The sequence below is a fragment of the Shimia fortis genome, from assembly GCF_040225985.1.
In the GTDB taxonomy this organism is placed as follows: Bacteria; Pseudomonadota; Alphaproteobacteria; order Rhodobacterales; family Rhodobacteraceae; genus Shimia.
Map to the genome: position 1 here is coordinate 91,746 of NZ_JBBPEU010000008.1, position 13,146 is coordinate 104,891.

Genomic DNA, 13,146 nt, shown 5'->3' on the forward strand with positions numbered 1-13,146 from the left:
TTTTTCGGGAAGGGAATAGCTGGAATTGACCCAAGGGCACCCCTCTTGCAAAACGCGACGACAAGCCTCAGTCTCGCACGACAAGATCACAACAGAACAACCGTCGCCACATCCTTCCGATTGAAAGGGAGATGGCGCGTCCATTCAAGGGAGAGCTTCCATGAGTTTGAACAAGGCGGCGCTGTCCGTGCGGGAAAACGCCTATGCGCCCTATTCGAATTTCAAGGTCGGGGCCGCGATCCGGGCCGCCAATGGCACCGTCTATGTCGGTTGCAACGTCGAAAACGTGGCCTATCCCGAAGGTACCTGCGCCGAGGCCGGCGCCATTGCAGCCATGATCGCCGATGGCGAAACCCGCCTGACCGAGGTCTATGTCGTGGCCGACAGCCCGCATCCAGTCAGCCCCTGTGGTGGGTGTCGCCAGAAACTGGCCGAGTTCGGCACCGGCGATGTGGTTGTGACCATGGCCAATCTTGATGGCACCGAAGAGAAAATGACCCTTGCCGACCTGATGCCCGGTGCCTTTGGCGAACACCACATGGAAAACACCTGAGCCCGTGGATGCGCGGTCTGTCATAGCGGCGTTGCGCCGTGGGGAAACGCCCGATCACGCGGCGCTGGAATGGTTTGCAAACGGCCTGGCCGACGGCGTTGTGTCGGATGCGCAGGCCGGGGCCTTTGCCATGGCGGTCTGTCTCAACGGGTTGTCCGAAGAGGCCCGCGTTGCGCTGACGCTGGCCATGCGCGACAGCGGCCAGACCCTGCATTGGACCTGTGACGGGCCGGTTCTCGACAAACACTCAACCGGTGGCGTGGGCGATTGTGTGTCGTTGGTTCTGGCCCCTGCACTGGCGGCTTGCGGGGCCTATGTCCCGATGATCTCGGGGCGCGGCCTGGGCCATACCGGCGGGACGCTGGACAAGATGGAGGCGATCCCGGGTCTGGTTACGGCCATGGACGAGGCGCAGTTCCGCCACGTGGTCGATACCGCCGGGTGCGCAATCGTCAGCGCCAGCACCGAGATCGCCCCTGCGGATAAACGTCTTTATGCCATCCGCGATGTGACCGGCACGGTCGAAAGCCTCGACCTGATCACCGCGTCGATCCTGTCCAAGAAATTGGCCGCCGGCTTGGAGGGGCTGGTGCTGGATGTAAAGGTTGGGTCGGGTGCGTTCATGAAAACCCCGGACGAGGCGCGCGCGCTGGCGCTCTCACTGGTCGACACCGCCAATCTTGCGGGCTGCCCGACAAGTGCGCTGATCACCGATATGAACCAGCCCCTTGCCCCGGCCTTAGGCAACGCGCTGGAAGTGGCCGAATGCATGGAGGTCTTGTGCAATGGCAAGGGTGGCGCGCTGGCTGACCTGAGTACGGCACTTGGCGGGCTGTTGCTGGCGAATGCCGGACTGGCCGAAGGGTTGGAGGCTGGCATCGACGCGATGCAATCCGCGCTGGACAGTGGCCGGGCGGCGGATCGGTTTGGCACGATGGTCGCGGCGATGGGCGGGCCGGTGCGGTTTGCCGAAAACTGGCAACGCTATCTGCCCGAGGCGCCCGTGATTCATGAAGTGCCTGCTGCCGGGGATGGCTACGTGGCCGAGATCGACGGCGAGGCGTTGGGACTGGCCGTTGTGGCGCTGGGCGGCGGTCGACAGGTTGAAAGTGACACGGTGGACCCTGCGGTCGGGTTCTCAGAGGCGGTCGCATTGGGCCAGAAGGTTGTACGGGGCCAGCCCCTATTGCGTGTCCACGCTGCCCGCGAAGATGCGGCTCGCCGCGCGGGCGAGGTCGTGCAGCGCGCAATCCGCATCGCGTCGGATACGCCGGACATCCCGCCGCTTGTGTATGAAAGGATCCGCTGATGGCGCGCGCGTTTCTGGTCGTGATGGATTCCGTCGGTTGCGGCGGCGCGCCTGATGCGGACCGGTTTTTCAACGGCACCGTGCCAGACACCGGGGCCAACACCCTTGCCCATATCGCACAGGCCTGTGCCGAAGGGCACGCAGAAGAGGGGCGCAGCGGGCCGTTGCATGTGCCGAACCTTGACGGACTCGGGCTTGGGGCGTCGATCCGGCTGGCCAGCGGCGCTGCGACGCCGGGTCTGAACGCCACGCCCCAAGGCGTCTGGGGCGCGGCCACCGAACGCAGTCTGGGCAAGGATACGCCGTCTGGCCACTGGGAGCTGGCCGGAGTGCCGGTGCCGTGGGAATGGGGATATTTCCCCGACACTGTTCCGGCATTCCCACCGGAACTAGTTGAGCGGGTCTGCAACATTGCGGGTACCGACGGTATCTTGGGCAATTGCCATGCCTCGGGCACGACCGTAATCGCAGATCACGGGGCCGAACACATCCGCACCGGTTGGCCGATCTGCTATACCAGCGCCGACAGCGTGTTCCAGATCGCGGCCCATGAAGACACTTTCGGACTCGACCGGCTTCTGGACCTCTGCGCGCGCCTTGCCCCTGTTTTGCACGACATGAAGGTCGGGCGGGTGATCGCGCGCCCCTTTGTCGGCTCGCTGGAACAGGGTTTCACCCGTACAAAGAACCGGCGCGACTATGCCATTGCGCCGCCCGCGCCGATCCTGAGCAACTGGGTGCAAGAGGCGGGGCGTAAAGTGCATGGCGTGGGCAAGATTGGCGATATTTTTTCGATGGCGGGGATCGACGATTGCGTGAAGGGCACCGATGCCGAGCTGATGCAGGTTTTGCAGAAATTGGTAAGGGACGCCGAGAACGGCAGTCTGACCTTTGCAAACTTTGTCGAGTTTGACAGCCTTTATGGCCACCGCCGCGATATTTCCGGCTATGCGCGGGCGCTGGAATGGTTCGACCGTGAAATCGGGCAGGTGGTGGGGGCGCTTCGCCCCGATGACCTCTTGTTGCTGACTGCAGACCATGGCAATGACCCAAGCTGGCGCGGGACGGACCACACCCGCGAACGTGTGCCCGTTCTTTGCGCCGGGGTCGGTGCCCGCGCGGCGGGTCTTGTTGAATTTGTAGATGTGGCGGCCAGCGTGGCCGCGCATCTGGATGTGCCGGTCCGCGGGCCGGGAAGGAGCTTTCTGTGACCGTGCGCGACCTGCCCAAAGTCGAACTGCACCTGCATCTGGAAGGGGCGGCGCCACCCGCGCTGATCCGGCAGTTGGCGTTTGAGAAAAAGATCGACCTCAGCCGCATTTTCGCCGAGGACGGCAGCTATGTGTTTCGTGATTTCCAACATTTCCTTCAGGTCTACGAGGCCGCCAGCAGCGTCTTGCAGACGCCCGAGGATTTTGCCCGTCTGACCCGTGCGATCCTTGAACACAGCGCCGAGCAGGGCGTGGTATATTGCGAAAGCTTCCTGTCACCTGATTTCTGTGGCGGCGGCGATGTGGCCGCTTGGCGCGAATATCTGCATGCCATCCAGGAAACGGCCAGCCGCGCCGAGGCAGAGTTTGGCATCACCCTGCGGGGCATCGTTACGCCTGTGCGCCATTTTGGACCCGAGCAGGCCAAACGCACCGCGCTATGCGCGGCCGAGACCGCAGGCGACTGGGTTGTCGGGCTGGGCATGGGCGGCGATGAAACCAGGGGCCACCAAGGCGATTTTGCCTATGCGTTTGACATGGCCCGCGAGGCGGGCTTGCGCCTGACCACCCATGCCGGAGAGTTCGGCGGCCCAGAGAGTGTTTGGGAGGCGATCCGGGACTTGAATGTCGAACGGATCGGCCACGGCGTGCGTGCGATTGAGGACCGGGCGCTTGTCGCCGAACTGGTGGCGCGACAGGTCACGCTTGAGGTCTGTCCCGGATCCAACGTGGCGCTGGGGCTCTACCCGTCTCTGAAAGACCACCCGATCCAGCGCCTGCGCGATGCGGGCGTGCGCGTGACCGTTTCTACCGACGATCCGCCGTTTTTCCATACCACGATGCAGCGCGAATATGACATGTTGCACCAGACCTTTGGCTGGCAGGACAGTGATTTTCGCGCCCTGAACCAAACCGCCGCCGAGGCCGCATTCTGTGATGCGGACACCAAGGCGCGGATACTGAAACTACTGGAGACTTCCTGATGGACCATCTGACCGTTGTCGATCACCCGCTTGTGCAGCACAAGCTGACCCTAATGCGCAAACGCGAGACCTCGACCGCCGAATTCCGTCGCCTGTTGCGCGAGATCAGCCAATTGCTGGCATACGAGGTGACGCGTGAACTGCCGATGACCACGAAGGAAATCGAAACCCCGATGCAGACCATGCAGGCCCCCGCGCTGGCAGGGCGCAAGCTGGCGCTGGTGTCGATCCTGCGGGCGGGCAATGGCCTGCTGGACGGTATGCTGGAGCTTATCCCCTCGGCGCGCGTCGGGTTTGTGGGGCTGTACCGCGACGAGGAAACGCTGGAACCCGTGCAGTATTATTTCAAGGCGCCGTCCGAGCTGGACGAACGTCTGGTGATTGCGGTGGACCCCATGCTGGCCACCGGCAATTCCTCGGCAGCCGCCATTGACCTGCTGAAGCAGCAGGGCGCCAAGGATATCCGCTTTCTCTGCCTGCTGGCCGCCCCCGAAGGCGTTGCTCGCATGAAGGAAGCGCATCCCGATGTGCCCATCGTCACAGCCTCTCTGGACGAGCGTCTGAACGAGAAAGGCTATATCATGCCGGGCCTCGGAGATGCCGGGGATCGTATGTTCGGCACAAAATAGATGTTACAAAACTTCTATGGAGTGTTTACTCATATAGAGTTTTGCGTCTAGACTTGCCCCTACATCTTGTGGGGGCAAAATGAAAACGACCAGAGCACTCGCGGTCTGCGTGATCGCGGCGTCTTTGGGATTGGGCGCAGCCGTCAAGGCACAATCCCTGAGCAATGTCGAGACGCCGAACGAATTCCCGCCTGCGTCTTACAAGGGCAAACAGTACGTGGACAGCAAGGGCTGTGTCTATGTGCGCGCAGGTGTGGACGGCAACGTCACATGGGTGCCGCGCATGACCCGCGACCGCAAGGTGATCTGCGGCTACAAGCCCACCTTGGACAACCCGTCGCGCAGCACCTCGTCGGCGGCCAAGATCGACAAGAACACGGTTGTGATCCAGCCTGCGGCCAAACCCACTGGTCAGCCGGGTCTGTTCGGGCCGACCACCCAGCCCAGCAAACCCGCCGCCACGACCGCGACCACCACTGCAGCGCCGAAACCGGCTCCCAAACCCGTGGCCAAGCCGAAACCGGCCCCGACCACCACCACGGCGGCCAAGCCCACGACCACCACGAAAACGACCACCAGAACGACAACCGTCTCACCTAAACCGGCCCCTGTCACGGTGATCCAGCCCGCGACCAAACCCAAGCCGAAACCCACAACAACCACGACCGCGGCTCCTAAACCGGCACCCGTCACCACGACGACCAAACCGACCACCACCCGCCGGACCCTCAACCAGACCGTGCGGCCTTCAGGGTGCAACCAGACCTACAATGGTCGGCAGGTGCGTTGCGGGCCGCAGCAAGAGCTGCCCTATACCCCTGGCACGGGCAAACCCACGGCCAACCCGCCCAAGATCATCTATCGTCGTCAGGGGGCCTCGCTGCGCCACAGCCCCGCAACCGTCGCCACCGCATCGGCAGGTCCAGCGCGCGGCACAGTCGTGCAGGAAGGGCAGGTGGCCTCGAATGTCCGCGTGGTGCCCCGTCATGTCTATGAACAACGCGGCCCGGTCGAGATGGCCCGCCAAATTCCGCCGGGATACCGCCGCGCTTTTGACGATGACCGCCTAAACCCGCATCGCGCCGAGATGACTTTTGCCGGCATTGCCGCGACGGACCAGCTGTTTGAACGCACAGTACCTCGCAAGATGATCAACCGCCGTACGGGTGAAACCTATGTCGTGTCGACGCGGTCAACACCTTCCGCCGCGACCCCAGCACCGGTGGTTTCGACCCGCAACAGCACCGTGAACACCACCGCCCCAGTCGTGTCCACGCGCAGCGCTCCGGCTCAGAAAAAGCTGAACCTGAACGCCAGCACCTATGTGCATGTCGAAACCTACAGCAACGCCGCCGCAGCCCAATCCGCCGCGCGGCAGATGCTCAACCTAGGCCTGCCAGCTAAGATCGGCGTCTACAGCCGCTCGGGTCAGGAACGTCGCATGGTTCTGGTGGGGCCCTATGCCTCGCCCGCAGAGTCGCAGGCGGCGCTCGCCAAGGCCAAAGGGGCGGGCTATGCCCGCGCCGTAATCCGCTAAAGATAGGAAGCGGGGGTCTTCAGCCCCCGCAAATCCCCTGTAGCGCAACCCATTCCCCATCACTCAGCACAGGGTCGGGGCTCGTGACAAATGGGTCCGCCTCGATCAGTTCCAGCGTATTTTCGCCCGAGGGGTCGACCGCATAGGCATAGGGGCTGGTCCTGACCTTGTAGGTTTCGAACCCCGCCAGCATCAGGTCGATTGGTGGTGCGGCGGTAGGATCGGCGATGCTCTCTTCTGCAAAATCGCGCAGCGTATCGGTGGGCACGCCGCCCGTGGTCAACAGCCGGAAACTCGTCAAAAGAGAGGATGAATCCAGTAACCGGCGCAGAGGGTCATATTGGGCGGCGCTGACCTTTTCGGCGATGATATAGCCGGCGGCGACATCCGGGTCTTCATAGTCTTCCACAATGGCCCGGTTCAGCAGCATGGTGCCCCCGGGCAGGGCGCGAGCGGTTTGCACACCGGCACGCACGATTACAAGGCGTGATACCTCCATACGCTCGGCCAGAGCGGTCAGCGACGGCAGGGCGAGAGGATCAGCACAGGGCGGCCCGGTGAGACGCTGGGTCTGGCGCAACAGGTCTTCGCCGATCTCGGCGCGCTTGCTGTCGGGCACCACCGCAATCGCATGCGACCGCAGCGCCTCGGGTAGCCAGAATACCGCCAGCGCCGTCAGCGCTACGGCAGAGGCCGCAAGCGACACAATCCTCAGCCGTCCGGGGCGTGGGCCCCGCCGCCGGATCGCGCGGCGCAGTTTTTCGATGGCCTCGACCATCTCGGTTTCTTCGGCGGGCAGTTCGAGCGTTTCATCCGGGTCGCCATCCGGCGCATAGAGTGCCGGAAGTTCTCCGGGGTTCATCCGCTGCACGGCGGGCAGCGACCAATGCGCAAGGGGCTTGTCCCGCATATCCGTGATGGTCAGCGACGCATCTCCGATCGACACGATGACATCCCGCCGCTGGTCTTGCGCCGAGGCTCTCCATAGGCCCGCCGCCTCAATGCGTTGATATTTTTCTAGGGCCGTCATGCGTTTGCTCTGGGGCTGGTCGGGCTGCTCTGCCTCTGGGTTTTGTCCACACTAGCACAAGAAAAATGCGGGCGGCAACGCATCACGCTGCCGCCCGGTCATGACAAAACGGTGTGCTCCGCCTTTCAGAGATCGGCTGCGACCTTGCGCAGCTGGAATTTCTGGATCTTGCCCGTGGATGTCTTGGGCAGTTCCTCGAACACAACCTTTTTCGGCGTCTTGAACCCGGCCAGCTTGCTTCGGGTAAAGGCGATGATCTCGGCCTCTTCCACGGATTGCCCGGGCAGCAATTCGACAAAGGCGCAGGGCACTTCGCCCCACTTTTCGTCGGGTTTCGCCACAACCGCCGCCAGCGAAACGGCGGGGTGCTCCATCAGAACGCCCTCGACCTCGACGGACGAGATGTTCTCGCCTCCCGAGATGATGATGTCTTTGGCGCGATCGGCGATTTGCAGATAGGTGTCGGGGTGCTGGATCGCGATATCGCCCGAGTGGAAATACCCACCCTTGAACGCCTCGGCGGTGGCCTCGGGGTTCTTGAGATACCCTTTCATGACCGAGTTCCCGCGAATGACGATTTCGCCCTGGGTGTTGCCGTCCATCGGCACCTGATCCATGTTTTCGTCCACAACGGTGATATGTTCCATCATCGGCATGGCCACGCCTTGCCGGGCCTTGATCGCGGCGGTGCCGGGTTTGTCCAGCGCGTTCCAGTCGCCACCTTTCCAATAGCACTCGGTCACGTGGCCATAGGTCTCGGTCAGTCCATAGACCTGCGTGACGTTGAACCCCAGATCCTCGATCTTGGCGAGCGTGGCCGGGGCAGGGGGCGCGCCTGCGGTAAAGACCTCGACCGTGTGGTCAAAGGTGCGGCGTTCTTCCTCAAGCGCGTTGACGATCATGTTCAACACGATTGGCGCCCCGCCAAAATGTGTCACGCCGTCATAGTGGATCGCGTTATAGATGTTCTGCGCGGTTACATCGCGACAGCAGACCAGCGTCCCGCCCAGCATCGGCATCAGCCAAGTGTGGTTCCAGTTGTTGCAATGGAACATGGGCACAATCGCCATGTAGACCGGGTGCAGTACCATGCGCCAACTGACCACGGTACCCATCGTCATCAGGTAAGCGCCTCTATGGTGATAGACCACGCCCTTGGGGCGCCCGGTGGTGCCGGACGTATAGTTCAGCGCAAGGGACTCCCATTCATCCTCGGGCATGATCCAGTCAAACGCGCGATCGCCCGAGGCCAGAAGTGCCTCGTACTCGGTGTATTTACCCGATGCGTGCCAACCATCGAAATCGTCGGCGACCTCGATGATCTGCGGCCCGTCGCCGGGCATCTGTGCAATCGCTGCCTCGGCCAGTTCAAGGAATTGGGGATCGACCAGAACGACCTTGGCGCCGCCATGTTCAAAGATATAGGCAACGGTATCGACATCGAGGCGGATGTTGATGGTGTTCAAAACGGCGCCACAGGCGGGCACGCCGAAATGGGCCTCGGCCTGCGCAGGCAGGTTGGGCAGCAGGGTCGCAACCACGTCGCCTGGCTGGACACCCAGCTGTGCCAAGCCCGAGGCTAGGCGTGTGCAGCGTTCATAATATTCGGCATAGGTTTTGCGGTGTTTGCCATAGACCACGGCCAAGTGGTCGGGGAACACATCACGCGCACGCCGCAGATGCGACAGGGGTGTCAACGGCACAAAGTTGGCGGCGCATTTGTCCAGCCCGGTTTCATCAACCATCCAGCCCATCAGAGTCCTCCCTTGATTCCCTAGGCACATGTCGGTTTTACGACAGATATCCCGTATCGCGTGGCATAAGAAATCCGTCAATGACAATTGTCTGACAATAAGGGGCAGAAATGAGCGACTCCGTCAACAACAGACCGATGCAGGCGGCCGTGTCGATGCTGTCGGCAATGGCTTTGATCGGGTTGATCGACAATTTCGTCGCCGTGATCGCCGACCATGTTGGCCTGTGGCAGTTCCACGCTATGCGCTCGACCCTGATGGCACCATTGTTGATCGCCATGGCGGCCATTGGTTTGGGGCAACTGCGACCGAAAAACTGGCGTGCGGTTTTCGGTCGCGCGGCTGTATTGTCGATGTCGATGATGCTCTATTTCGGGTCGCTGGGCATCATGCCGATTGCACAGGCCCTTGCAGGCATGTTCACCTCTCCGATTTTTGTTCTGCTCATCAATATCGTCGTCATGAAACAACGCATCGGGCCGTGGCGGATCGCGGCCGTGTTCATGGGGTTTGCGGGCATCCTGATGGTGTTGCAGCCCGGCGGTGCGGGGTTCGGCTGGCCGATGGTGATGCCGGTGCTGGCGGGATTCTTCTATGCCATCTCGGCCATTGCCACCCGCAGCTGGTGCGCCGGTGAAAGCGCGCTGTCGCTTCTGGCGGCGAACATGCTGGTGCTGGGGGGGATTGGCCTTGTCATGTCGGCTGTCCTTTCTGTGGTGACGGGTCCCGACACAACTGATTTCCTGACCCGTGGCTGGACATGGGATATTTGGGGCGTGTTGCCCTGGGCCGCCGTCCAGGCGGTGGGCTCGGTGATCGGTGTATTCCTGATCATCCGCGCCTATCAGCTGGACGAACCCACCAATGTGGCCGTGTTCGAATATGCGGTGATGATCTTTGGCCCTGGCTTTGCATTCCTGCTTTACGGCCAGTCCCTCAGCCTGTTCCAGGCCTTTGGAATCGCCCTCATTTCAGCCTCCGGAATCCTGATCGCGCTGCGCTCGCGCTAAAGTTTTTTTCACGATTGTCCCCCAGACTTGGCGCAATGACAGGCCGCGCAATTGCTTTGTACGGGCCTCGGAAACAGTGACACAATCTTTCCTCATTCCGGGCAAAGGAGTTCCCTAAACTTTTAGACAAATGATTTTGCTGCACTTTTTAACTGCCAAACTTCAGGGGATGTGAAATGTTTGGATGGACCCACCCGCAAGGCTGTATCGGGGGCAATCCCGAAGCTTCGCACAGCACATATGATCCGGTGCTTTTGGGCGCCGGGGCCGGATTTGTCGAAGGAACGCATGTCGCGTCGCAACAGGGCTGGACCCCGATCGAAGACCTGCGTGTCGGCGACAAGGTTCTGACCTTTGACAACGGCGCGCAGAAAATCACGTCCATCGTGCGCAACGCTCTGTGGAATGGCCCCGGACCCTGCCCGGAGAGTTTCTGGCCCCTGCTGATTGAGGAAGACACGATCGGCAACGGCGAGGAAATGCTTCTGATGCCGCATCAGGGCGTTCTGATCGAAAGCGAAGAGATCATGGACCATTGGGGCGATCCCTTTGCCGTGATCCCGGCTGCCGCACTTTTGATCCTTGAGGGTGTGGAACGCTGCGAACCGGTCGAACCGGTCGAGATCATCCTGCCCGTGTTTGAAACCGATCAGATGGTCTATGCCGATTTCGGCGCGCTGTTGTTCTGTCAGGCGCAATGGGGTGTCAACGCCGGTGTGGTGCCGCGTCAGGGGATGGCGACCAATTACAACATGCTGCCCCGCTTCGTCGCTGAAAAGCTGCTGGCCGCCACTTATATGTGCGACAACATCGATTACGACGTCGCCTGAGACACCCCGCGCCGGGTTCAAAAAAAACGCTACTCACAAAATGAAACGCCCGGAAGAAAATCTTCCGGGCGTCTTCATTTTTCGCTGGGCTGGGATCAGGCCGCTTTTGCGTCCTGACCGAAACGGCCATAGAAGCTCTGGCCCTTGTCTGCCATTTCGCGCAGAAGCGGCGGGCAGGCAAACCGGTCGCCGAATTTCGCGGCCAGCTCGTCACATTTATCGGCGGCCCAAGGCGCACCCACGATATCAAGCCACGAGAACGGGCCACCCGACCACGGCATGAAGCCCCAGCCAAGGATCGCGCCGACGTCGCCTTCGCGGATGTCTTCCAGCACACCGGCTTCCAGTGCGCGGACCGCTTCCAGAACCTGTGCAAAGATCAGGCGATGCTGGACCTCGGTCACCTCGGGCTGCTCTTCGGCCAGCGGGAATTTGTCGTTGAACCCTTCCCAATAGCCCAGACGCTTGCCGTTCTCGTCATAGTCAAAGAACCCGGCCTTGGCCTTGCGCCCAAGACGGCCCTCATCAACCATCCAGAAAGTCACGTCATCGGCTACGGATTTCGGATAGGCATCGCCCATCGCCGCCATGGTCGCCTTGGCGATCTTGGCCCCAAGGTCGAGCGAGGTTTCATCCACCAGCTGGATCGGCCCCACGGGGAAGCCCAGAAGCTGTGCCGCGTGATCCAGAAGCGGACGCGCCACGCCTTCGCCAGCCATCATTACACCTTCGTTGATGTAGGGAATGATGCAGCGGTTGGCATAGAAGAAACGTTCATCATTGACGACAATCGGGGTCTTGCGGATCTGGCGCACGTAATCCAGCGCCTTAGCCACGGCGCGGGGGCCGGTTTCCTTGCCCTTGATGATCTCGACCAGCATCATTTTCTCGACGGGCGAGAAGAAGTGGATGCCGATGAACTGTTCCTTGCGGACCGAGGCTTCGGCCAGACCGGTGATCGGCAGGGTCGAGGTGTTCGAGGCAAAGATCGCATCCTCGGGAATGATCGCCTCGACCTTTTTGGTCATCTCGGCCTTGACGCCCGGATCTTCAAAGACGGCCTCGATGATCAGGTCCACGTCGGACAGAGCATTCAGGTCGGTGGTGGCGTTGATCTTGGCCAGCATCGCCTCTTTCTGCTCGGGCGTTGCTTTCTTGCGCTTGATGCCCTTGTCCATGAAGTTCTCGGAATAGGCCTTGCCGCGATCCGCCGCTTCCTGCGTGGTGTCGATCAGCACGACATCCATGCCCGCTTTGGCCGAGACCAGCGCGATGCCCGCGCCCATCATGCCCGCGCCCAGAACACCAACTTTCTTGACGGTCTGGTCCGGCACGTCGGGACGGTTGGCGCCTTTTTCCAGCGCTTCCTTGTTCAGGAACAGGCTGCGGATCATCGCCGACGAGGACGGGTTCATCAACACATTGGTGAACCAGCGCGCCTCGATCTTGAGCGCGGTGTCAAACGGCACCTGCGCGCCTTCATAGATGGCGGACAACATCGCCTTGGCCGCCGGATACACGCCCCAGGTGTTCCCGTTCACCATCGCCGAGGCCCCGACAAAGGTCATGAAACCCGCGGGGTGATATGGGTCACCACCGGGCATCTTGTAGCCTTTTTCGTCCCACGGCTTGACGATCTTCGGCTCGGACAGAACCCATTCACGAGCCGCGGCGATCGGGTCTTCGTTCACTTCGTCGATGATCCCGGCTGCCTTGGCTTTCTTGGGATCGACCATCTTGCCCTGCAGCAGGAACGGCGACGCCGCCATGGCGCCCATCTTGCGTACAAAGCGCGTGGTGCCCCCGGCGCCGGGGAAAATCCCGACAAGGATTTCCGGCAGGCCGATACGGGCCTTGGGGTTGTCGGCGGCAAAGATGCGGTGACAGGCCAACGGCAGTTCCAGACCAATGCCCGCAGCTGTGCCGGGCAGGACGCAGGCAATCGGCTTGCCGCCCTTGTTGGTCTTGGGGTCCATGCCGGCGCGTTCGATCTTGCGCAGCAACTCGTGCATTTTCATGATGCCTTCGAACAGACCACGGGCCGGTTCGTCGCCCGCCTGTTCCTTCATCACGGCCAGCAGGTTCAGGTCCATGCCACCGGCAAAGGAACCCGGCTTGCCCGAGGTGACGATCACGCCTTTCACAGCGTCATCGGCCAGCGCCTTGTCGATCCCGTCATTCAGCTCTTCCAGGCCGACAAAGGACATGACGTTCATGGATTTGCCGGGCACGTCCCAGGTGATGGTTGCAATGCCGTCGGCGTCGGTCGCGTAGTGGAATTCGGTCATGGGTGTGTCTCC

Annotated in this window: 11 protein-coding genes; 8 read left to right on the forward strand and 3 right to left on the reverse strand. The window is 61.7% G+C overall.

Annotated elements, in window-relative coordinates; genetic code table 11:
* Positions 1 to 160: 160 nt before the first annotated feature.
* The 6 genes from WNE31_RS13050 (at position 161) to WNE31_RS13075 (ending at position 6,222) form a co-directional block, all read left to right on the forward strand.
* Positions 161 to 553, forward strand: coding sequence for a cytidine deaminase (locus tag WNE31_RS13050; RefSeq protein ID WP_349980250.1), 393 nt, complete (start codon positions 161 to 163; stop codon positions 551 to 553).
* Between the two features lie 4 nt (positions 554 to 557).
* Positions 558 to 1,862: a thymidine phosphorylase gene (locus WNE31_RS13055; RefSeq protein WP_349980251.1), complete on the forward strand. Its 1,305-nt coding sequence runs from the start codon at positions 558 to 560 to the stop codon at positions 1,860 to 1,862.
* A complete protein-coding gene (locus tag WNE31_RS13060; RefSeq protein ID WP_349980252.1) occupies positions 1,862 to 3,073 on the forward strand; it encodes a phosphopentomutase in 1,212 nt (403 codons plus the stop codon). The genes WNE31_RS13055 and WNE31_RS13060 overlap by 1 nt, the downstream gene beginning before the upstream one ends.
* Complete coding sequence (locus WNE31_RS13065) at positions 3,070 to 4,056, forward strand: adenosine deaminase (protein ID WP_349980253.1); 987 nt, start codon at positions 3,070 to 3,072, stop codon at positions 4,054 to 4,056. Before WNE31_RS13060 ends, WNE31_RS13065 begins: the two co-directional genes overlap by 4 nt.
* On the forward strand, positions 4,053 to 4,685 hold the full coding sequence (gene upp, locus WNE31_RS13070; RefSeq protein ID WP_349980357.1) for a uracil phosphoribosyltransferase: 633 nt from the start codon (positions 4,053 to 4,055) through the stop codon (positions 4,683 to 4,685). Before WNE31_RS13065 ends, upp begins: the two co-directional genes overlap by 4 nt.
* A gap of 79 nt (positions 4,686 to 4,764) precedes the next feature.
* Positions 4,765 to 6,222: an SPOR domain-containing protein gene (locus tag WNE31_RS13075; RefSeq protein WP_349980254.1), complete on the forward strand. Its 1,458-nt coding sequence runs from the start codon at positions 4,765 to 4,767 to the stop codon at positions 6,220 to 6,222.
* A 19-nt stretch (positions 6,223 to 6,241) separates the two neighbouring features.
* Here WNE31_RS13075 and WNE31_RS13080 read toward each other — a convergent pair whose 3' ends face one another.
* Together WNE31_RS13080 and WNE31_RS13085 are read right to left on the reverse strand one after the other, a co-directional pair.
* On the reverse strand, positions 6,242 to 7,252 hold the full coding sequence (locus WNE31_RS13080) for a M48 family metalloprotease (RefSeq protein ID WP_349980255.1): 1,011 nt from the start codon (positions 7,250 to 7,252) through the stop codon (positions 6,242 to 6,244).
* A gap of 125 nt (positions 7,253 to 7,377) precedes the next feature.
* Complete coding sequence (locus WNE31_RS13085) at positions 7,378 to 9,006, reverse strand: AMP-binding protein (RefSeq protein WP_349980256.1); 1,629 nt, start codon at positions 9,004 to 9,006, stop codon at positions 7,378 to 7,380.
* A gap of 110 nt (positions 9,007 to 9,116) precedes the next feature.
* On the opposite strand from WNE31_RS13085, the gene WNE31_RS13090 reads away from it, so the two are divergent.
* Both WNE31_RS13090 and WNE31_RS13095 read left to right on the forward strand, forming a co-directional pair.
* Positions 9,117 to 10,016: a DMT family transporter gene (locus tag WNE31_RS13090; RefSeq protein ID WP_349980257.1), complete on the forward strand. Its 900-nt coding sequence runs from the start codon at positions 9,117 to 9,119 to the stop codon at positions 10,014 to 10,016.
* 176 nt (positions 10,017 to 10,192) lie between these two features.
* On the forward strand, positions 10,193 to 10,846 hold the full coding sequence (locus WNE31_RS13095) for a Hint domain-containing protein (RefSeq protein ID WP_349980258.1): 654 nt from the start codon (positions 10,193 to 10,195) through the stop codon (positions 10,844 to 10,846).
* A 95-nt stretch (positions 10,847 to 10,941) separates the two neighbouring features.
* Here the strand turns inward: WNE31_RS13095 and WNE31_RS13100 are convergent, their stop codons facing one another.
* Positions 10,942 to 13,134, reverse strand: coding sequence for a 3-hydroxyacyl-CoA dehydrogenase NAD-binding domain-containing protein (locus WNE31_RS13100; protein WP_349980259.1), 2,193 nt, complete (start codon positions 13,132 to 13,134; stop codon positions 10,942 to 10,944).
* Between the last annotated feature and the right edge of the window lie 12 nt (positions 13,135 to 13,146).